The following is a 20,550-nucleotide window of genomic DNA, read 5'->3' as shown; positions in this document are numbered from 1 at the left end:
TCATGCTGGGAATTCTTTATAATGGAAGGGAACGTCTTTGGGCGTTCCCTATTTTTATGACCGGGCATCTTTGCCCACAAAAGGAGAATTTCCATGGCTTTGCTGAGTGCAAGCAATTTGAATAAATCCTTTGGCACCGACCTTGTGTTCCGCAATGCGTCCTTTGAGATTCAGGAAAACGATCGCGTTGGCTTGGTTGGGGTCAATGGCTCCGGGAAAACCACCCTCTTTAAGATTTTAACCGGGGAACTCGACGCCGACAGCGGCAATATCTATAAGGCCAATGCCACTGTGCTGGGATATATGGAACAGCACGTCTGCCGCGATTTGGAACGCAGCGCCTACAGCGAGGTGCTCACCGTCTTTTCCGACCTGCTCGCAATGGAGAAGGAATTGGAGGAAATCAACCTGGCATTGCAGGCGCATCCCACCGACGCGCTGATCGAGCGCCAAGCGCTCCTCAACGACCAGTTCGTCCGGTTGGGCGGGCTCACCTGCCGGGCGCGGGCGCGTTCCACCCTTCTGGGGCTGGGGTTTGACGACGCGCAGATGGGAATGCCGATCGGCGTGTTGAGCGGCGGCCAGAAGGCGAAGCTTCAGCTCGCCAAAATGCTGCTCTGTGGCGCCAATCTTTTGCTCCTGGACGAACCGACAAACCATCTGGACATCACGTCCGTGGAATGGTTGGAGGATTTCCTGCGGGCCTATTCCGGCGCGTTCATCGTGATTTCCCATGACCGTTACTTCCTCGACCGCATCACCAACCGCACCTTTGAGATGGAAAATCACAAACTCACGCTTTATAAGGGAAACTATACCAATTATCTCCGGCAAAAGGAAGAGGACAACCTGGCCGTTCAGCGCAAGTACGAAAACACTACCAAGGAAATCCACCGGTTGGAGGGCGTTGTCGCCCAACAACGGCAATGGAACCGCGAAAAGAACATCAAGACCGCGGAAAGCAAGCTGAAGATGATTGAACGCCTGGAGAGCACGCTGGAACGGCCGGACGAAGAGGTTGAATCCATCCACTTTGATTTTGGAATCCGGCAGCGCGGCGGCAACGACGTGCTGATGGTGGACGATCTAGCTCTCTCCTTTGACAACAAACAGCTGTTCCAACATGTGAATATGCACATCCGCCGTGGGGAGCGCGTCTTTTTGATCGGTCCCAACGGCTGCGGGAAGACGTCGCTTCTCAAGACGCTCCTGGGCATCCATTCCCCTACAAAGGGCGAGGTCCGCTTTGGCGCGGGGATCGAAACGGGTTATTACGACCAGATCCAGGAGGGATTGCATCCGGAAAAAACGGTATTGGACGAGATTTGGGACAGCTATCCCCAGATGACGCAGACGGAAATCCGCAACGCACTGGCGGTATTCCTGTTCAAGGGGGAGGACGTGTTCAAGAGCGTTTCCGCCCTCTCCGGTGGAGAGCGGGCGCGCGTTCTGCTATTGCGCCTGATGCTCTCCCGCGACAATTTCCTCCTGTTGGACGAGCCCACCAACCACCTGGACATCGGCTCCTGTGAGGCGTTAGAGACGGCCTTACAGAGCTATGAGGGGACGTTGCTGATCGTCTCGCACGACCGTTATTTAATCAATAAAATCGCCGACCGCGTCTACTATCTGGACGAAACCGGCGTGAAGGAATACATTGGCAATTACGACAGCTATTTGGAAAAGGCCAAAGCGGTCGCCGTCCAGGAGACGCAGAAGGCCGCTCCGAAGGTCAACGAATACAAGCTCCGCAAGGAGCGCGAGGCCGCCATCCGCAAGGACCGCGCCGCTGTCCGCCGCTTGGAAGCGCAGATCGAAGAGACCGAGCAGGCCATTGCGGAGGCGGAGGCAGAGCTGGAAAACCCGGAGATTGTAAGCGACTACCAGGCCATGCTGGAGCTTTCCAAGAAATTGGAGGAATTGAAAGCGAAAAACGAGGAATTGTTTCTCGAGTGGAGTACTTTGAGTGAAAAATTGGGCGAATAGGGCCGTCCTTTCTTATCAAACATCAAAAGAAAAAGCTCAGCCGGATGGCTGAGCTTTTCAACCTATTTATCAATGCACTTGAAACTGCGCTACTTGTGCAAGAAAATCCTGTACCTCCGGCGCGTCGCTTTCGACTACGACGTTGATCGGCTTCGACAGATCCAGGCTGAATACTCCCATGATGGACTTCGCATCGATCTTATATTTCTCCGTTGTCATCTGGATCGGGAATGCATATTTGTTCGTAAGCGAAACGAAGTTCTTGACCTCCTCGATGCTGGTAAGCATCACTTGTATCTGACTCATTTTAAAAACCTCCACTTTGATGTCATTCTTTGTTTTCTCATAATAACGCACCTGCTGTAATCGGTCAATACAAAATTTGTAAATTATTAGGAGCGATAAAATGAAAGTAAGCGTCATCACTCTGGGCTGTAAAGTCAACCAATACGAATCGCAGGCCATGCTCGATCAGCTCGTCCGCGCGGGCTTTTCAGCATGTGAAAGCGCGGCGGAAAGCGACATTGTGCTGATCAATTCCTGTACGGTCACCTCCACCAGCGATCACAAGGTCCGCCAGACCCTGCATCGTGCACGGCGCGGAAATCCCAGCGCTGTCATTGTGCTGACCGGTTGCATGCCGCAGGCCTTCCCGGAACTGGCGGAGCAATTGACCGACGCCGACATCGTGCTGGGCAACTCCAACCGCCACTCCCTTGTCCCGGATATTCTGCAATACCTCTCCTCCCGCCAGCGTATCGTGGACATCGTCCCGCACGAAAAGGCGGCGGAGTTCGAATCGATGCAGGTCGAGCGCTTTTTTGAGCGCACCCGCGCATTTATCAAAATCGAAGACGGATGCAACCGTTTCTGTTCGTATTGCATCATCCCTTATGCACGCGGCCGCGTGCGCTCCAAGCCCTTGGAAGAGCTGCGGGAAGAGGTCGCCCACCTCGCTGCCAACGGCTACCGCGAAATCGTGCTGACCGGCATCAATCTCTCCGCCTATGGGCAGGAGCTTGGCCTGCACCTCTGCGATGCCGTGGAAGCCGCCTGTATGCCGGAGGGGATCGCCCGCGTGCGCCTCGGCTCCCTGGAGCCGGAGCAGCTCAGCGCGGATGTGATCGCGCGCCTTGCAAAGCAGGATAAGCTCTGCCCGCAGTTCCATCTGTCCCTCCAAAGCGGCTGCAACGCCACCCTGCGGCGGATGAACCGGCACTATACCGCCGACGAATACCGCACCATTGTTCAAAATCTGCGTGCCTCTTTTGCAAACTGCGCCATCACCACGGATATTATGGTTGGTTTTCCCGGGGAAACCGAGGAAGAGTTTGCAGAATCCCTCGCGTTCGCCAAGGAAATCGGGTTTGCAAAGGCGCATGTATTTGCCTATTCACGCCGCCCGGGGACCAAGGCAAATGACGCGCCCGATCAGATCACACAGCGGGTCAAAGAGGAACGCAGCCGCCGGATGATCGCCGCCACCCAGCAGACCAAAGCTGCCTTTTTCCAGGCACAATTGGGGCGTGTAGAGACGGTTCTCTTTGAACAGGAAGTGGCTCCCCATGTCTATGACGGCTATACGGCCAATTATACGCCGGTCAAAGTCTCCAGCGCTAAGGACCTGCGCGGGAAAATCCTCCCCGTTCTGCTGCGTGAAACGGATGGCAACAACTGCTATGGTACGGTTCAGGAAAATATTTAACCGGCGAATTGCTTCATTACGTTTTCCATTTCCTTCCTTGTCTGGTCGTGATCCAAGTATTCGCAGCTGTAAAACATAAACCCGTCGCATTTGACCTGGCGCCCAAGGGCAACCTGCTGCGCCAGGATATTGTCCGCTTTTTTCCACGTGCCGCCGTCGGCATCTGAACCGGCCTTATAGACGGCCAATCCAAAGTACAACTTGACATTGGGGTCGGTGGTCATCTCACGCCATTGCTCTGCGGCAACGTCATAAGGGAGCACTGGGTTTTCAAAATTGACATACAACTGGGGACAGATATAGTCCACGTAGCCGCGCACCGAGCACCAAGATTCGACATCCGCACCCATTTTCAGATCGTTGGAGACATTGACCTGTGGAGAAATGCCAAACTGGACGTCGGGATTCACGCTTTTGATCTCGCTATAGGTGAGCGACACCATCGCATTGATGTTGGCTTGCCGCCATTCCAGCAATTCCAGCGGTTTCCCACTCCGTGAAACGGACTCCACATAGGCATTATACGCGCCCTCGTCAAACGCGGGATCCTCGGAGGGATAAAAGTAATCGTCAAACTGGATGCCGTCCACCGCATAGTTTTCCACTATTTCCTTCACGCCATCCGCGATGAGTTTCCGGACGCCGCTGTAGGCAGGGTTATAATACTTGCCGGTCGCGGTCTGGACGGTCCAGCCATCCCTGCTGGCGTCCTGATGCCAGACGGTATAGTTGTTGTCTGCCGCCAAAGCCGAAGGGGTATCGCCGCCGGACTGGATGCGCAGGGGGTTAATCCATGCATGGAACTCCATCCCGGCCTTGTGCGTAGCATCCACCATATATTCCAACGGGTCATAGCCGGGGTCCGTCCCCTGCGTCCCCCCTACGATGTGCGACCATGGGAAATAGTTGGATGGATAGAGCGCATCCCCAAACGGGCGCACATGTACCACCAATGCGTTCATCCCGCACTGCTTTGCTTCTTCCACAATGGTGTCAAATTTCTGTTGAAAGGCCGCTTCGCTCCGGTCGCTCTCCTGGCTCATATTGAGGCTCATATAGGGCACCCATACCGCGCGCATCTCGTCCTCTGAGGCGGGTTCTACGGGAATCTCCGGCACAGAGGAATCCGCCTGCCCGTCCGAAAAGCTGCTTGACGGCAATAGGGGCGCCTGTGCTGGAACATCCTCCTGATTTCCAAAGAAGTTAACCGCCATACAGAGCGCCACAACCCCTGCCAGAAGGCCAATGCAGACCAGCAGGCTGTGGCGGTGGAAAAGCTTGATTACCATAAGTTGTTCATCCTTTCTCTTAAAGGTTCGGAACTGTGAACGGCAACAGGAAGATGTGAGCATAGAACGATGGAAGGAGAAGCCGGCACAGCGCATCTAAGCGCAATCGTTTCTGCCTTCCATTGTACTGCAAAGCGTTTGACAGAAAGGCGCAAATCATGTAGGATACAGCTATAGCATTTTGCTTGGTTGGAAAGAGGTGCAGCAGATGTTTTTTCTATTTGGCGTTGTCAGTGGTATGCGCGACCTTGGCGAACGGAGCTGCATGCTGCCCTGTTGCGGCATGGTACGAGCGGTCCTCACCTGTAGCTTTCACCAGTTCACGCTCTTTTTTGTCCCGCTGTTCCGCTTCCAAAAACGATATTTTCTCACATGTCCGCGCTGTGGTTCGATCTATGCACTCTCAAAGGAGGAAGGCCGCCGTCTGGAGCGCGATCCCCACGCACAGGCGGACCCAACCGCGTTATCCTTCCTGCGGCAAAGCGGCCGGCGCTGCTGTCCGCACTGCGGCTGCAATGTGGAAGCAAACAGCCGGTACTGCCCCCAGTGCGGCGCTTTTTTAGGAGGAAATCCATGAAAATCCTTTTGATCTATCTGCTCGCCATCAATTTGATCGGCATTGCACTCACCATCCACGACAAACGTGCGGCGCAGCGGCATCGCTGGCGCGTGCCGGAGGCCACGCTCCTTTGGGTTTCCGCCCTGGGCGGTTCTGTGGGCATGTATGCAGCCATGCGGTTGATCCATCACAAAACCCAGCATCGGAAATTTATGTGGGGCATCCCGGCAATCTTTGCAGCGCAGGTGGCGTTATGGATCTTAATCTTACAATATGTCCCTTTTTCTTGGGATAAAATTTTTCATTTTTGAAAAAGCAATCCTATAGCATTTCAATCATCCGTATAGATAAATTGGGCGTCGGGGAAATACCCGACGCCCAATTTATCTATTTTACCTTATCAATGAGCTTGATTAAAAGCACAATCGCGGCGCCCAATAAAACAATTGCTTCTACCGAGATCACCAAATTTAATATATTCTGTAACATAAAAAAGTCCTCCCGTTATTTGAGCAACAGCAATTCCTACAAAGCATTGTCCAATAGAAATGCAATTTTATTAGTTATCTATTACCGTCGGAACTGAAGACGATCCCGGAAAATTGCTATCATCGCCATGATTGCCAACAAAAAGAGATGCTAAAATGATTAAAAGAACCGCCATCAAAATAGCGCCTATAAATAGCAAAATTTTTTTGTATTTCATCATTAGCTCCCATATTTATAGTAACGTTTATTCAAATTTTACATTAAAACATCGCCATATGTCAATACATAATTGTATATTTAAATTATTTTGTTTATATCACATCTATCTACAATAAAATAATAAGGGGTTATTCCATGTTGTACATAGAACAACCCCTTTTATAGTCCTTTATTCCTTATAAAATATGAAGTCTTAACCCTTTGCCACAATGTTGACCAACTTGCCCGGCACATAGATTTCCTTGACGATGTTCTTTCCGGCAATCTCCGCCGCGACCTTCTCGTCCGCCTTGACCGCTGCAAACACGTCGTCCTTTGCCAGGTCCGCCGCAATGCGCAGGCGCGCACGCACCTTGCCGTTGATCTGTACGGCAATTTCCACCGTGTCTTCCGTGCATTTTGCTTCGTCGTAGGACGGCCATTCCTGCTCGCAAACCATGCCGCCGAAGTTCATCACGTTCCAGACCTCTTCCGTCACATGCGGTGCGAACGGGTTCAACAACAGCGTAAAGATGCGCAGCTCCTCGCGAGTGATGGACCCTTCCGCAGTAATGTCATTGAGTAAGGTCATCAACGCCGCAATCGCCGTGTTGAATTTCAGGTTTTCGATGTCCTCGGTAACCTTCTTGATGGTCTTGTGGAAGGGCGTCTCCAGCTTTGCGCGGATGCCCTCATCCTCACAGATGATCCCCTGCAAATTCCAATAGCGCTCGACAAACCGGCGGCATCCCTTGATGCTGGAGGTGCTCCACGGCGCTGCCTTCTCAAAGTCGCCGATGAACATCTCATACAGGCGCATGGTGTCCGCGCCGTACTCGTTGACAATGTCGTCCGGGTTGACCACGTTGCCGCGGCTCTTGCTCATCTTCTCGCCGTTTTCGCCGAGGATCATGCCGTGGCTGGTGCGCTTTGCATATGGCTCCGGCGTCGGGACCACATGGATGTCATAGAGGAATTTATGCCAGAACCGGCTGTACAGCAGGTGCAGCGTCGTATGTTCCATGCCGCCGTTGTACCAATCCACCGGCGACCAATACTTCAGCGCCTCCGGGCTGGCCAGCGCCTGGTCGTTATGCGGGTCCATATAGCGCAGGAAGTACCAGGAAGAACCCGCCCACTGCGGCATGGTGTCCGTCTCGCGCTTGGCTGGACCGCCGCAATGCGGACAGGTTGTGTTCACCCAGTCCGTCATATGGGCCAGCGGGGATTCGCCGTTGTCCGTCGGCTCATAGGATTTTACATCCGGCAGGCGCAGCGGGAGCTCGCTCTCCGGCAGCGGCACATAGCCGCACTTCTCACAATATACAATCGGGATGGGCTCGCCCCAATAGCGCTGGCGGGAGAAGACCCAGTCGCGCAGCTTGAAGTTGACCTTTGCATGGCCAATGCCCTTTTCCTCCAAAAATGCAATGATCTTTTTCTTGGCCTCTTCGACGGTCAGGCCGTCCAGGATACCGGAATTAACCATGATGCCGGTGGCGCAGTCCGTGAAGGCTTCCTTTTCCACGTCGCCGCCCTTGACCACCTCGATGATCGGCAGGCCAAATTTTTTGGCAAAATCCCAGTCGCGGGTATCGTGTCCCGGCACAGCCATGATCGCGCCCGTGCCATAGGAAACGAGCACATAGTCGGAGATAAAGATCGGGATCTCCTTTTCGTTGACCGGGTTGATCGCCATAACGCCGTCCAAACGGACGCCGGTCTTCTCTTTGGCAACCTCGGTGCGCTCAAAGTCGGACTTCTTCGCCGCCTCTGCCTGGTAGGCGCGCACCTCATCCATATTCTGAATCCGGTCCGCCCACTTCTCAATCATCGGGTGCTCCGGAGAAATGACCATATACGTTGCGCCATAGAGCGTGTCCGGGCGGGTGGTATAGATGGTGAGCTTGTCCCCCGTTGTGGTGGAGAAATCCACCTCCGCGCCCGTAGAGCGGCCGATCCAATTGCGCTGCTGCGCCTTGACGCGCTCCGGGTAATCCACCAGCTCCAGATCGTCGATCAGGCGCTGGGCGTATTCGGTGATCTTCAGCATCCACTGGGACTTGACCTTGTGCACCACTTCGCTGCCGCAGCGTTCGCAGACGCCCTCCACGACCTCTTCGTTGGCAAGCACGCATTTACAGGAGGTGCACCAGTTGACGGACATCTCCTTTTTATAAGCCAGCCCGTGTTTAAAGAGCTGAAGGAAAATCCACTGCGTCCATTTGTAATAGTCCGGGTCCGTCGTATTGATCTCGCGGGACCAGTCAAACGAAATACCCAGCGACTGGAGCTGTTGCTTAAAGCGCGCGATGTTCTTCTCCGTTACGATGGCCGGGTGTACATGGTTCTTGATAGCATAGTTTTCGGTCGGCAGGCCAAACGCGTCCCAGCCGATCGGATACAGGACATTATAGCCCTGCAAGCGGCGTTTCCGCGCCACGATGTCCAGCGCCGTATAGGAACGGGGATGCCCCACGTGGAGCCCCTGGCCGGACGGATACGGGAATTCGACCAGCGCATAATACTTCGGCTTGTGCATGTCCGTGTTGGAGGCGTGAAAAACACCCGCTTCTTCCCACTTATCCTGCCACTTCTTTTCAATTGGCTTATGGTCATATTTGTTCATGATCTGTTTCGCTCCCAAAAATTATTCTTCGTTTGCCTTCAGGATTTCTGTGATGTCCACGGTTTCGCCGTCCTGCCACAGGCGGTCCAAATCGTAGAATGCGCGGGATTCCTCCGTAAAGACATGTACAATCACATTGCCGTAGTCCAACAGAATCCAGGAATTGGAACGGTAACCCTCGGTGTGCTCCGTTGCAATCGAATGCCGCTCTTTGAGCTGGAATTCCACTTCATCCGCCAGCGCCTTGACGTGCGTACTGCTTGTACCGGTGGCAATGACAAAATAGTCCGCCAGCACGGAAATATCGCGGATTCCGATGAGCTTGAGATCCATTCCTTTTTTCTTATCCAGTATCTGAACGGCTTCCTTGGCCAGTTCCAATGATGTCATTGTCTTCTCCCCTTTGTTTGGAAATTAAATGGCCCGGTCCTCCAACACCGCTTCGTTATATGCGGCGATGGTATCCGGATGAATCGCTAAGCGGCGCTCAGCCAGGTCCTGGATGGTGTAGGTCATGCCGGAAAGCATGGCCGCCAAAAGGCTCTTCCGAGCAGCCTTGCGAATCTCCTCCACGCCGGGATAGTCCCGGTCGGAAGAGGTAAAATCAGCCACAAACAGTACCTTCTCCAGAAGCGTCATGTGGGCGCGTCCGGTCGTGTGGTAGCGGATGGCGTTTAAAATGTCCTGGTCCTCGATGTGCAGTTCCTGTTCCACATAGGCGGCCCCCAGCATCGCATGCCACAGCTTTTGGCCGCTGCGCTCCACCTCTGTGAGCACGATGTCGTACCGCGTCATCCGCTTCAGCTGTTCCTCCGGCGGCATATCCTTCATGATGTCGTGCAGGATTCCCGCTGTGTAGGCTTTCTCCTCATCCGCCCCATATTTTTTGGCCAGATGCACGGCTTCCTCCGCCACAGCCAGAGAATGACGGTAACGCTTCTCGCTCAAAAACGGTTTGATGACCGCTTTATAATCCTTATGGCTCATTTTACCGCTTCCTTCTTTGATTCAGTTTCAATGGTACAGGCCGTTTTCCCTGATATAACGCGCCACCTCTGCAGGCACCAGCGCATCAATCGCCCGGTTCTGGCGCACCGCCTCGCGCACCATGGTGGAGGAAACCGGCAAATAGTCGATGTTTTGCAAAATGACCTTCGCTCCATGCCGCGCAAGTTTCTCCGCATATGCGCGAAGCTTCTCCAACCCGTCCGTGCTGCGCGGCGCCGCACAGATGGTTGCCAACGAATAGATTACATCCGGCTTGTACCAGGTTTCCAGCGTCAGAAACATGTCCTCCCCGGTGAGAAAGCAGAGCTCCGCGTCCGGGTATTCGCGCTTTAAAGCCAGGAGCGTCTCCGCCGTGTAGCTCGGGCCGCCCCTGCGGATCTCCAGATCGCTCACCTCAAATGGGGTTCCTTCACACGCCAGACGGCACATTTCCAGCCGGTCTTCCGCGGGCGCCAAGTCCGGGGCCCGCTTATGCGGGGGCACAAACGTGGGAATAAACAGCACGCGCTGCGCACACAGCTGTTTTTGAAACTGCTGTGCAATGTGCAGATGGCCATTGTGGATAGGATTAAACGTGCCGCCAAAGATCGCAATCCGGTTCATGCTGCTCTATTCCTCACTATTTTATTACTTTTTTGCCGGTTTGGGAAGAGTGATTTTCGGTTCCTTTTCATTTTTACGGTACAAAACGAATTTGGAGCCGATCACCTGCACCACATCGGCCTGTACGTCTGCCGCAATCTGTTCCGCCGCCTCACGAGAAGAAAGCGGCGCGGTTTCCAAGACCTTCCCCTTGATGAGCTCCCGCGCCGTCAGCGCGTCGTCCGCCTGTTTGGTCAGCTCCGGGCTCATGCCGGATTTCCCCACCATGACGATCGTATCCAAATCCACGGCAAGCGAGCGCAGATATGCGCGTTGTTTACTGGTCAGCATAGTCTTTCTCCTTTATCGATGATCTTTTCGTAACAACGGGAAATTTGTGGGCCATTGTCGCCCAAATGCAGATCGGTTTTTCCCGCAACATGGTAGCCATGCCGTTCATAGAGGCGTACGCCGGGGACATTCCGTTCATAGACGTCCAAGCGGATGCTGCGCTTTCCATGCCCTTGGGCGTATTGTTCGGCGAACCGCAGCAGATGCCCGGAAACGCCCTCCCGCAGGTGGTCAGGATGCACGGCAAGCGTGTGCACCACCAAAACCTCCGCCGGGGAAATCCCCTCTTGCCAGGGAATGTCCCGGTAACCCTCCGGCTGTACCCCGTTGAGGATGCATGTCCCGAGCAACGCTTCTCCATCGGCACAGACATAGAGCTCCCCGTTGGCCAACGCTTGCTCTGCCGTCCAACGCGCAGGATATTCCCCGCGCGTCCAGCCGGGATAGTTGAACGTTGCGTCCAAATAGTCGCAGATCGCGTCGTACAATTCCACAACCCGATCCAAATCCCCGTGGGTCGCTTCACGGATCTGCACCTCAGTTCCCATGCCGTTCCTCCAAGCGGGCCGCGAGTTCCCGCAGCGCCTTTCCGCGGTGGCTGACCGCATCCTTTTCCGCCGGGGTCAGCTCCGCATATGTTTTTTCGCCCACCAAAAAGATCGGGTCATATCCGAATCCATCATGGCCGCGCGGCGCAAACGCCACGCTCCCTTCACAGACCCCCTCCACATCCATGCGCTCCCCATCGGGGTAAACCACACAGATGGCGCTGACAAACCGCGCGGTGCGCTGTTCTGCCGGGACGCCGTCCAGCTCGTGCAGCAGTTTGTCCATCCGCTGCGCATCTGTGGCGTCCGGCCCTGCATAGCGCGCAGAGTAGACGCCGGGGGCCCCGTTCAGGGCGTCCACCACCAAGCCGGAATCGTCCGCCACAGCCGGCAGGCCAGTCTGCTCGCAGGCGGCCTTGGCCTTGAGATAGGCATTTTCCGCAAAGGTCGTCCCGGTCTCCTCGACTTCCTGTAGATCCGCCGTTGTCACTTCTATGTGCAGCGGCTCCAAAATGCGCTGCAATTCCAACAGTTTGTTGGGGTTGTGCGTTGCCATCACATATTTCACAAGCGTCCTCCTTATCGTGTAAACAGCGCCTCCGAAAACGCCTTCGCATCAAAGGGCTGCAAATCGTCCACCTGCTCGCCCACGCCGATGAACTTCACCGGCAGTTTCAATTCTTCGCGGATTGCCAAAACGACGCCGCCGCGCGCTGTGCCGTCCAGCTTTGTGAGCACGATGCCGGTCAGGTTTGCAACGTTCTGGAACTCGCGCGCCTGGTTGACGGCGTTCTGCCCGGTTGTGGCGTCCAGCACCAGCAGGACTTCCTTGTCCGCGTCGGGCAGTTCGCGGTCGATGATACGGTTGATTTTCGCCAACTCATCCATCAGGTTTTTCTTATTGTGAAGGCGTCCCGCCGTATCGCAGATCACCACATCGGTGCCGCGCGACTTGGCTGCCGCAATCGCATCGTATACAACGGAGGCGGGGTCGGAGCCCTCGGGATGTTTCACGATCTCGCTGCCGCTGCGTTCCGCCCAGACCTCCAACTGCTCAATCGCCGCTGCACGGAAGGTATCCGCCGCTGCCAGCAGGACTTTCTTTTTCTCCTGACGCAGGCGGGAAGCGATCTTTCCAATGGTGGTGGTCTTTCCCACGCCGTTCACGCCGATCACCAGGATGATCGAGGGCTTTGTGCGGACATGCAGCTCCTCATCGCCGGCGATCATCTCCGCCACCGTCTCCCGCAGCATCTCAAAGATCTGGGTCGGGTCGGTAACCCGCTGTGCCTTTACGCGCTTTTTCACCTCTTCGCAAATGCGCTCGGCGGTCGGGACGCCCGTATCCGCCATGACGAGCAGCTCTTCCAACTGCTCAAAGAGGGATTCATCGATTTCCGTATAGGAACCGAGCATATTGTCCAGTGAAGCGCTGAAGCTCTCCCTGGTCTTTTTCAATCCTTCTTTAATTTTCGAAAACAAACCCATGTGGTTAACACCTGCCTATTTGAAATATTCCGAAGATCGAAGCCGCCTATTTTGCGGCATCCATCCCCAGTTTTTGTTCGATTTCACTTGCCCGCAGCTCCAAAAGCTTGGAAACACCTTCATCCTGCATGGTGACGCCATACAAGACGTCCGCCTCTTCCATGCTGCCGCGGCGGTGGGTGATGACAATAAATTGTGTGTTGCTGGTCATGCGCCGCAGATATGCCGCAAAGCGGTCGACGTTGACGTCGTCCAGGGCGGCCTCGATCTCGTCCAACATGCAGAACGGCGGCGGGCTGACCTTCATAATGGCAAAATACAGCGCAATGGCCACCAATGCCTTTTCGCCACCGGAAAGCAATTCCAAATGGGTGACGATCTTGCCCGGCGGCTGGACCGAAATCTCGATGCCCGAATGGAGAATATCCTCCGGGTCGGTCAGGGAGAGGTTTGCCGTCCCACCCCCAAACAGTTCCTGAAAGGTCTGCAAGAAATTCGTATTGATCTGCTTAAAACGCTCAATAAAGAGCTCGCGCATCTGGCGGGTGAGGTCGCCGATCAAGCGCTTCAGCTCGTCGCGGCTCTGCTCAACATCGGCCACCTGTGCGTTCATAAATGCATACCGCTCGCTGACCTCTTTGTATTCCTCTACGGCCGCCACATTGACCGTTCCCAACGCCTTGATCTTGCCCTTTAGTTCGTTTAAGCGCTTCTGGGACTGCCCCACGTCCTCGATGGGGGCGGCGACCTCCTCGGCCTCGCGCCGGGTCAGTTCGTATTCTTCCCACAAGCGGCTGATAATTTCATCGTATTCCTTTTGCAGGCTGGCTTTGCGCTCTTCCAGGCGCGCCAGCTCATGGCCCACATTTTCCCGCGCACTGGATTGCTCCCGCTCCTTGGCCCGCAATTCCGCGGACTTCTTTTCAAAGGCCATCCGCTGGGCATTGAGCTCCTCGATCCGCGCGGTGGACGCCTTGGCCTGTTCCCGCAGGGACGCCGCCTCTTTCTTGAGTTCTTCGATGCGCGTTTGCAACGACACGATGGAATCCTGTACGCGCTCCATCTCCTGGCGCAGCCCTGCAACATGCCCGGCGCGGTCCTCTTTCCGGCGCTCGATGTCCGCAATTGTTGCCCGCAAAGATTCGATATCCTTCTGCGCGGAGAGACTCTCGATGCGCAGCTCCTGCAATTGATTGGACAGCGTGTCCGAGAGCTGATTCTGTTCGCTGCGGCCGGAACGGATCTCGTTCATCTTTCCCTGCAAAACGGAAATCTGAAGCGTTGCCTCCCCCAGCTTCTGCTCGGCCTGCTTCTGGATGGCGCGCTGTTCTTCCAGACGCCCGGCTGCAACGGCGCTCTCCTGTTCCAAGGCGGCGATGTCCGCCGCGATGGTCTGCCGGTCCGCTTTGGCGCGGTTGTGCTCCGCTTCGATCCGGATGCGTTCCTCCTGCGCCGTCGCCAATTCGCCCTTCGCACCGGTTAGAGCGGCCTCCGCTGCACTGGCCTCTTCGTTGGCAGCGCGCAGGGCTGCGGCCGCCTGTTCCGCCTGTTCGCGGAGCTGATCCGCCTGCGCCCTGATGCGCTCGATCTCCGAAGCGCGACTCAGCAACCCGGAATTGCGCGCCAGGGAACCGCCCGTCAACGAACCGCCCGCATTGACCACCTGGCCGTCCAAGGTGACGATGCGGAACCGGTAGCGGTACCGCCGGGCGACCGCTGTCGCGGCGTCCAGATCCTCCGCCACAACGATGCGCCCCAAAAGGGAATGCAGGATCCCGTTGTACTGCTCGTCACAGGTGCAGAGCTTCCCGGCGATGCCGACCACGCCCGGGCATTCCTCCAATCCCGGCTCGTTCAACACATTCCCCCGGATATTCGACAGCGGCAGGAACGTCGCCCGGCCGCCGTCGCGCTGCTTCAAAAAGCCAATGGCGCGCTTTGCATCCTGCTCGCTGCCGACCACGATATTTTGCATGGCCGGGCCCAAGGCCGTCTCGATCGCGACCGCGTATTCGCGCGGGACCTTGATCAGGCGGGAAACCGGTCCATGGATTCCCGGAAGGGTGCCGTGCTTGGCCTCTTTCATCACCAGCTTGACGCTTTGGGAAAAGCCCTCCAGATTGCGCTCCAGATCCTCCAACAGGCGGGCGCGGCGGGCGCATTCGTTGGCGTCCAGATGCAGTTTTTCACTCTGCTTCTTGGCGGCTTCCGCGCGCTGGCGGCGGGAATTCAGCCGCATCTCATATCCTTTGACCGTGTTGGAAAGCGCCTGGATGCGGCTTTCCGTATCGGCCAGCATCTTGGCAAAGTCCGCATCGCTCTGTTTTAACGTTTCTGCGCGCTCCCGCTTTTCCGCCAACGTCTGTTCCACTGTCTGCATCCGCAGTTGGATTTCCGAGATGGTCGATGCGGCGGTCATGGAGGCCAGCTTTTCCTGGGTGGATTCCGTAGACAATTCGTCAATCTGGCGGGAATAACGGTCGATTTGCGCCGCCGTCTCCCCCATGCCCTGGCGCAGTTCCTCCAGGCGCTTGGTGCACGCGGCGCTTTCCGCTTCCTTCTCCGCAATAAACGCCGCTTTTTCCTCGATTTCCGCCTTCTTCTGCGCGATTTCTTCGTCCATATCCTTTCCGGATTGGTTGGACTGCTCGATTTCCCGCTCAATGCGGGCGATGTTCTCCCGATTATGTAGGATGTCGTTCGCAAGGACGGACCCTTCGCCATCTTTGGCCACAGCAGCTTCCTCCATGCGGGCTGCTTCCTGGCGCGCCTCGTCCACCTTTGCCGTGCATGCGTTCGCCTGCGCAAAATTGTCCTCAATCTGCTGTTCAATCGCCGCCAGCTGCTCTTCCAACTCGTCGTAGTGGTTCTTTGCTATGACGATGCGATCATCGTGCTCCCGCAGGACATGGCCGGAGCGCTCGAGGGTGTTCAGCCACAGGCCGATTTCCAAGGTGCGCTTTTCGGAGGCAAACTCCAAATATTGCTGCGCCTTCTCCGCCTGTTCCTTCAGGGGGCCGACGCGGTCTTCCAGTTCGGAAAGGATGTCCCGCAGGCGCAGCAGATTCTCCTCCGCCTGGCTTAGGCGGCGCTCGGACTCCTCTTTCCGGTAGCGGAAGCGGGAAATCCCCGCCGCTTCCTCAAAGATCTCCCGCCGGTCCTCGCTGCGCGCTCCGACAATGCTGTCGATCTTGCCCTGCCCGATGATCGAATATCCGTCGCGGCCCAGGCCGGTATCCATGAACAGCTCGTTGATGTCCCGCAGGCGGACCGCCACTTTGTTGATGAGGTATTCGCTGTCTCCGGAACGGTAATACCGGCGCGTGATCGCCACCGTATCGCCGTCAAAATCCAGCCGCCGGTCGGAATTGTCGATGGTGAGGGTGACCTCTGCATATCCCTGGGGCTTGCGGGCCGGCGTGCCGTTGAAGATGACATCCTCCATGCGGGTGCAGCGCAGCGTCCGGGTAGACTGCTCCCCCAGCACCCAACGCACCGCGTCGCTGATATTGCTCTTGCCGCTTCCGTTCGGCCCCACCACGGCTGTAATCCCGCGGTCAAATTTGAGGGTCGTCTTATCCGGGAACGTTTTAAACCCCTGTATTTCCAACGATTTTAAAAGCAAGCTGTCACATCCTTCTCCAAAGCGGCAATGGTAACTGTATGCTCCGGCAGCGTCGCGTTCGCCGTCACGCGGGCCGAATACCCTCTCTCCCGCAGGCGATCAAGATTCGCCCGCTTTTGCCCAACCATTTTTGATTGTATTTTGGGATTTACTTTGATTTCAATCGTTCCTTTTGAAACTTGATTGCCTTCCAATATTTCCATCAAACGGAGGAACATCCGCTTACTCTCGCAGAGTTCCCGAAACGCCGGGTGCCAGGGCCCTGCTACACGGCCGCGCTCCAACTCCGGCGTGCTGTGCAGCCCCAAACGGATCACGCGGATGCCGCGGTTCTCAAAAAACGCCAACAAGCGGGAGCAAAGCTCCACGGCGTCCTCCAAGGCCATCGGGCGATAGACACCCGAGCGATATTTTTCCTCCAGTTCGGTGCCGCGCATCACGATGGTTGGATAGATGCGCACCGTATCGGGCTCTAAGGCCGCAAGCCTGCGCGCGGTATATTCCGCGCCTGCGGGCGTGTCGCCGTAAAGACCGGTCATCATCTGCAAGCCCAGGGAAAAGCCCTGTGCACGGATGCGCCTAGCCGCATCCTCCACCTGTGCCGCCGTATGCCCCCGCCCGTTCATGGCGAGGACGCGGTCCTCCATGCTCTGCGCCCCCAGCTCGATCGAAGTCACGCCGTATTTCTTGAGCAGTGCAAGGACGTCGTCACCGACCGCATCGGGCCGGGTAGAAATCCGAATCCCGGAAAAGCGGCCTTCTTGGACAAACGGCGCCGCCGCATCCAAAAGGGAAACCATATAGCCACGCTCAATCGCCGTAAAGCTCCCGCCAAAGAAGGCGATCTCCGCCTGTCCTGCACAGGGGATACTCTGCATAGCTGTAAGGGCCGCTGCACGCACATCGTCCGGCGCCGGCTGGGTCTGCTGCCCGGTGATGCTTCTCTGGTTGCAAAAGCTGCATTGGTGCGGGCAGCCGTTGTGGGGCACAAACAGGGCAACATTGGCGTGTCTCAATAGCCCATCAGCTCCAACGCCTCGCGCGCCGCCTGCTGCTCCGCTTCCTTCTTGCTGCGGCCGCCCCCCTTGCCGATCACATTGCTGTTGAGGTGGACCTCCACGGTAAAATGTTTATCGTGGTCCGGCCCACTCTCGCCCGTAAGCACATACTCCAAATGCTCCTCCGGGTTTTGCTGGATGATCTCCTGCAGGGCGGTCTTGTAGTCCTTAAACGCCTTTGGCTTGTGTGCCTTCAGCATGGGCAGGACAAAGCGAAGGATAAACTTGCGCGCTTCCTCCATACCGGCGTCCAGGTAAATGGCGGCGATCACCGCCTCAAACGCATCCGCCAAAATGGACGAGCGGGTGCGCCCGCCGGAATTCTGCTCGCCGTGGCTCAACCGCAGATAATTCCCCAGGTCGATCTGCTTCGCAAAGCCGCAGCATGCCTTTTCGCACACCAGGGCAGCGCGGTTTTTGGTGAGATCCCCCTCGGGAAATTGCGTGTAATTTTTAAACAGATAATCCGCAACCACAAACCCGAGCACCGAATCGCCCAAAAACTCCAGGCGCTCGTTGCTCTCTTCCTTGCCCTTTGCTTCGTTTGCATAGGAGGAATGGGTCAATGCGGTGATGAGGTATTTTTTGTTGTGAAAACGGTGCCCTAGCTTTTCTTCAAATTCTCGATAGTCCATTTTTCGGCCTCCTGCCATTAATCCGCCTGCTTCTCCTTTGCCTGGCTCTCCTTATAGACTGCCACAGCAGCGGCGATTTCATCCACAACATTTCCGGCGATATAGGACTTGGTCAAGCGGAGTGCATTTTTTACCGTTTTCGCCTTCGCACTTCCGTGGGTCTTGAACACCGGCTTTGCCGCGCCCATGATCGGCGCCCCGCCGTATTCGTTGTAGTCCATCGTCTTCTTGAGCTCCTTGATATCTTTCAAAAGCATGGACGCTGCCAGCTTGTTCTTCCAATTTTTAAAGAAAACCTCTTTAAACATCTGCATCATGGCGATCGACACGCCTTCATACATCTTGAGCAGCATGTTACCGGTAAAGCCATCTGCCACGACCACATCGGCCGCATCTTCGGGGATCTCCCGCGCCTCTACATTTCCGACAAAATGTAGCCCCGATTCTTTTAACAAAACATAGGCTTCTTGCTGCAGCTCGCCGCCCTTGTGCTCTTCCGTGCCGATATTGGCCAATCCCACGCGCGGCCTGGAAACATTCATCACCTTTTCCATATAGATCGACCCCATCACACCGAACTGGCGCAGCATTTCGGGCTTACAGTCGACGTTTGCACCGCTGTCAATGAGCATAAAAAAGCCCTTTTTCTTCGGTAGAATCGGGGCAAACGCCACGCGCTTGATGTTTTTGATGCGCTTGACGATCATCGTTGTACCGACCACCAGTGCGCCGGAATTGCCGCCGGAGAGGAAGCCGTCGCCCTTGCCCTCTGCAAGCAACTTCAGGCCCAGGGCCATGGAGCTGTTGGACTTCTCCTTCAAAACAGCCCCCGCATGATCCTCCATCGTGAGGACATCCGGTGTGTCCGCAATCTCCATGCGATCCAGGGAGATGTCATTCTCCTTTGCCACACGCCGGATCTCCGCCTCGCTGCCGGTCAGCAGGATGTCGATGTCCAGCTCCTTTACCGCCTCGGCACATCCTTTCAAAATTTCCAGGGGTGCATTGTCCCCGCCAAAAGCGTCCACAATAATTTTCATCGCGATACCTCCCCGCCGCAGTGCGGCTACTTTGGATTTCTGATCTTCTATGTATTTTTAAGAAACTCGTCTAACGTTTGTAAAGAGCGTTCGGAAAAGGCCGCATAGCGGGAACGCTTGTCCCGGATATGCGGAACCACGGGCGGCATAACGCCAAAGTTTGCGCCCATGGGCTGGAAATCGCCCTCGCCGCCGTTTTGTACATAGCGGCTCAGCGCGCCAATCATCGTCTCTGGCGGCAGCGTAAGGGTCTCCTTTCCCTGCAACCTGCGAAGGGCGTTCTTCCCCGCCAGGATTCCACTCGCGGCGGACTCCATATAGCCCTCCACGCCCGTGATCTGGCCCGCAAAAAACAAATCCGGACGCGCGCGCAAGCTGAAATCGCTGTTCAGCACCTTTGGCGAATTCAAAAAAGTGTTGCGGTGCATCACTCCATAGCGCACAAAATCCGCCTGCTCCAAGCCCGGGATCAGGCCAAAGACGCGCTTCTGCTCGCCGAATTTGAGGTTCGTCTGGAACCCGACGAGATTGTAGAGCGTCCCCTCCCGGTCTTCGCGCCGGAGCTGCACGACCGCCCAGGGCCGGTGCCCGGTCGCCGGGTCGCGCAGGCCGACCGGCTTAAGCGGGCCAAAGCGGATGGTATCCGGTCCGCGCTGCGCCATCACCTCTATGGGCATACAGCCCTCGTAGACCTTCGGGTCCGCCACATCAAAGTCGTGGACCGGCGCGCGCTCGGCGTGGATTAGCGCCTCATAGAACCGCTCGTACTCCTCTTTGTTCATCGGGCAATTTAAGTACGCGTCGTCCTCTCCCTTTCCATAGCGGGACGCGGCAAAAATGCGGTCCCGGCCGAGGCCCTCCGCGGTGACGATCGGGGCAGCTGCATCGAAGAAGCTCAAACTCCCGCCGCAAAGGGCGGCGATCTTCTCCGCCAGTGCGTCGGAGGTCAGCGGGCCGGTGGCGATTACGTTGACGCCGTCCGTAGGGATTTCCGTAATCTCCCCGCTGTGCACTTCGATCTGCGGATGCTCCCGAATCGCCTTGGTCACCGCCGCGGAAAAGGCGTGCCGGTCAACGGCGAGCGCCCCGCCCGCGGGGACACGGCATTGATCCGCACATTGCATCAGCAGGGAACCGAGCCGCCGCATTTCCTCTTTGAGCAGGCCGGCCGCGCTGTCCACACGCGCCGCCTTGAGGGAGTTGGAACAAATCAGCTCTGCAAAGTCTGGGCTGTGGTGCGCGGGGGAATACTTCTGCGGTTTCATCTCCCAGAGCTCCACCTGCACACCGGCCTGTGCAATCTGCCATGCCGCTTCACAGCCGGCCAATCCAGCCCCGATCACTCGTATCTTCATCGGCG

19 protein-coding genes are annotated in these 20,550 nt (G+C 56.3%); 4 read left to right on the top strand and 15 right to left on the bottom strand.

The annotated features are described in order from the left end of the window. The first annotated feature begins 93 nt into the window (after window positions 1-93). Window positions 94-1,986, top strand: coding sequence for a ribosomal protection-like ABC-F family protein (abc-f, locus tag B5F54_RS08030; protein WP_087232891.1), 1,893 nt, complete (start codon window positions 94-96; stop codon window positions 1,984-1,986). A 69-nt stretch (window positions 1,987-2,055) separates the two neighbouring features. Here the strand turns inward: abc-f and B5F54_RS08025 are convergent, their stop codons facing one another. Further along, window positions 2,056-2,292, bottom strand: coding sequence for an HPr family phosphocarrier protein (locus tag B5F54_RS08025; protein WP_087232888.1), 237 nt, complete (start codon window positions 2,290-2,292; stop codon window positions 2,056-2,058). A gap of 100 nt (window positions 2,293-2,392) precedes the next feature. Between B5F54_RS08025 and mtaB the strand changes: the two genes are divergently transcribed. Next, window positions 2,393-3,691 carry a tRNA (N(6)-L-threonylcarbamoyladenosine(37)-C(2))-methylthiotransferase MtaB gene (mtaB, locus tag B5F54_RS08020; protein WP_087232885.1) on the top strand — a complete coding sequence of 433 codons (1,299 nt, stop codon included), beginning with the start codon at window positions 2,393-2,395 and terminating at the stop codon, window positions 3,689-3,691. Here the strand turns inward: mtaB and B5F54_RS08015 are convergent. Then, window positions 3,688-4,980 (bottom strand): glycoside hydrolase family 10 protein, encoded by a 1,293-nt coding sequence (locus B5F54_RS08015; protein WP_087232882.1) that lies wholly within the window; start codon window positions 4,978-4,980, stop codon window positions 3,688-3,690. The two genes, mtaB and B5F54_RS08015, sit on opposite strands and share 4 nt — an antisense overlap. A 208-nt stretch (window positions 4,981-5,188) precedes the next feature. On the opposite strand from B5F54_RS08015, the gene B5F54_RS08010 reads away from it, so the two are divergent. Both B5F54_RS08010 and B5F54_RS08005 read left to right on the top strand, forming a co-directional pair. Then, window positions 5,189-5,557 (top strand): zinc ribbon domain-containing protein, encoded by a 369-nt coding sequence (locus tag B5F54_RS08010; RefSeq protein ID WP_087232879.1) that lies wholly within the window; start codon window positions 5,189-5,191, stop codon window positions 5,555-5,557. Then, a complete protein-coding gene (locus B5F54_RS08005; RefSeq protein ID WP_087232876.1) occupies window positions 5,554-5,850 on the top strand; it encodes a DUF1294 domain-containing protein in 297 nt (98 codons plus the stop codon). Before B5F54_RS08010 ends, B5F54_RS08005 begins: the two co-directional genes overlap by 4 nt. 590 nt (window positions 5,851-6,440) lie before the next feature. Here the strand turns inward: B5F54_RS08005 and leuS are convergent. Genes leuS through trmFO form a run of 13 tightly spaced genes read right to left on the bottom strand, consistent with a single transcriptional unit; the run spans window position 6,441 to window position 20,545 of the window. Next, a complete protein-coding gene (leuS, locus tag B5F54_RS08000) occupies window positions 6,441-8,855 on the bottom strand; it encodes a leucine--tRNA ligase (protein ID WP_087232872.1) in 2,415 nt (804 codons plus the stop codon). Window positions 8,856-8,876: 21 nt separating this feature from the next. Beyond that, entirely contained in the window at window positions 8,877-9,245 is a 369-nt protein-coding gene (gene rsfS / locus B5F54_RS07995) for a ribosome silencing factor (RefSeq protein ID WP_087232869.1), read from the bottom strand. Between the two features lie 24 nt (window positions 9,246-9,269). Continuing rightward, the gene (gene yqeK / locus B5F54_RS07990; protein WP_087232866.1) at window positions 9,270-9,842 is read right to left on the bottom strand and encodes a bis(5'-nucleosyl)-tetraphosphatase (symmetrical) YqeK; all 573 of its coding nucleotides are present in this window, start codon (window positions 9,840-9,842) and stop codon (window positions 9,270-9,272) included. 27 nt (window positions 9,843-9,869) lie between these two features. Then, window positions 9,870-10,466 carry a nicotinate (nicotinamide) nucleotide adenylyltransferase gene (gene nadD / locus B5F54_RS07985; protein WP_087232863.1) on the bottom strand — a complete coding sequence of 199 codons (597 nt, stop codon included), beginning with the start codon at window positions 10,464-10,466 and terminating at the stop codon, window positions 9,870-9,872. A 24-nt stretch (window positions 10,467-10,490) separates the two neighbouring features. Beyond that, window positions 10,491-10,796 (bottom strand): YhbY family RNA-binding protein, encoded by a 306-nt coding sequence (locus B5F54_RS07980; RefSeq protein WP_087232860.1) that lies wholly within the window; start codon window positions 10,794-10,796, stop codon window positions 10,491-10,493. Beyond that, complete coding sequence (locus B5F54_RS07975; RefSeq protein WP_172749635.1) at window positions 10,790-11,344, bottom strand: GNAT family N-acetyltransferase; 555 nt, start codon at window positions 11,342-11,344, stop codon at window positions 10,790-10,792. Before B5F54_RS07975 ends, B5F54_RS07980 begins: the two co-directional genes overlap by 7 nt. Beyond that, window positions 11,334-11,912, bottom strand: coding sequence for an XTP/dITP diphosphatase (locus B5F54_RS07970; RefSeq protein WP_087232854.1), 579 nt, complete (start codon window positions 11,910-11,912; stop codon window positions 11,334-11,336). The genes B5F54_RS07975 and B5F54_RS07970 overlap by 11 nt, the downstream gene beginning before the upstream one ends. 11 nt (window positions 11,913-11,923) lie before the next feature. Further along, entirely contained in the window at window positions 11,924-12,832 is a 909-nt protein-coding gene (ftsY, locus tag B5F54_RS07965; protein ID WP_087232851.1) for a signal recognition particle-docking protein FtsY, read from the bottom strand. A gap of 46 nt (window positions 12,833-12,878) precedes the next feature. After that, on the bottom strand, window positions 12,879-16,457 hold the full coding sequence (smc, locus tag B5F54_RS07960; protein WP_087232848.1) for a chromosome segregation protein SMC: 3,579 nt from the start codon (window positions 16,455-16,457) through the stop codon (window positions 12,879-12,881). Beyond that, the gene (locus B5F54_RS07955) at window positions 16,448-17,473 is read right to left on the bottom strand and encodes an elongator complex protein 3 (protein ID WP_087232846.1); all 1,026 of its coding nucleotides are present in this window, start codon (window positions 17,471-17,473) and stop codon (window positions 16,448-16,450) included. The genes smc and B5F54_RS07955 overlap by 10 nt, the downstream gene beginning before the upstream one ends. Then, complete coding sequence (gene rnc / locus B5F54_RS07950; protein WP_087232843.1) at window positions 17,470-18,150, bottom strand: ribonuclease III; 681 nt, start codon at window positions 18,148-18,150, stop codon at window positions 17,470-17,472. The genes B5F54_RS07955 and rnc overlap by 4 nt, the downstream gene beginning before the upstream one ends. 17 nt (window positions 18,151-18,167) lie before the next feature. After that, window positions 18,168-19,190: a phosphate acyltransferase PlsX gene (plsX, locus tag B5F54_RS07945; protein ID WP_087232840.1), complete on the bottom strand. Its 1,023-nt coding sequence runs from the start codon at window positions 19,188-19,190 to the stop codon at window positions 18,168-18,170. 47 nt (window positions 19,191-19,237) lie between these two features. Further along, window positions 19,238-20,545 carry a methylenetetrahydrofolate--tRNA-(uracil(54)-C(5))-methyltransferase (FADH(2)-oxidizing) TrmFO gene (trmFO, locus tag B5F54_RS07940; RefSeq protein ID WP_087232837.1) on the bottom strand — a complete coding sequence of 436 codons (1,308 nt, stop codon included), beginning with the start codon at window positions 20,543-20,545 and terminating at the stop codon, window positions 19,238-19,240. Between the last annotated feature and the right edge of the window lie 5 nt (window positions 20,546-20,550).

It is taken from the genome of Anaeromassilibacillus sp. An250 (genome assembly GCF_002159845.1).
GTDB lineage: Bacteria > Bacillota > Clostridia > Oscillospirales > Acutalibacteraceae > Anaeromassilibacillus > Anaeromassilibacillus stercoravium.
Note: the sequence above shows the minus strand (reverse complement) of the source record. Positions and strands in the feature narration are given on the sequence as shown.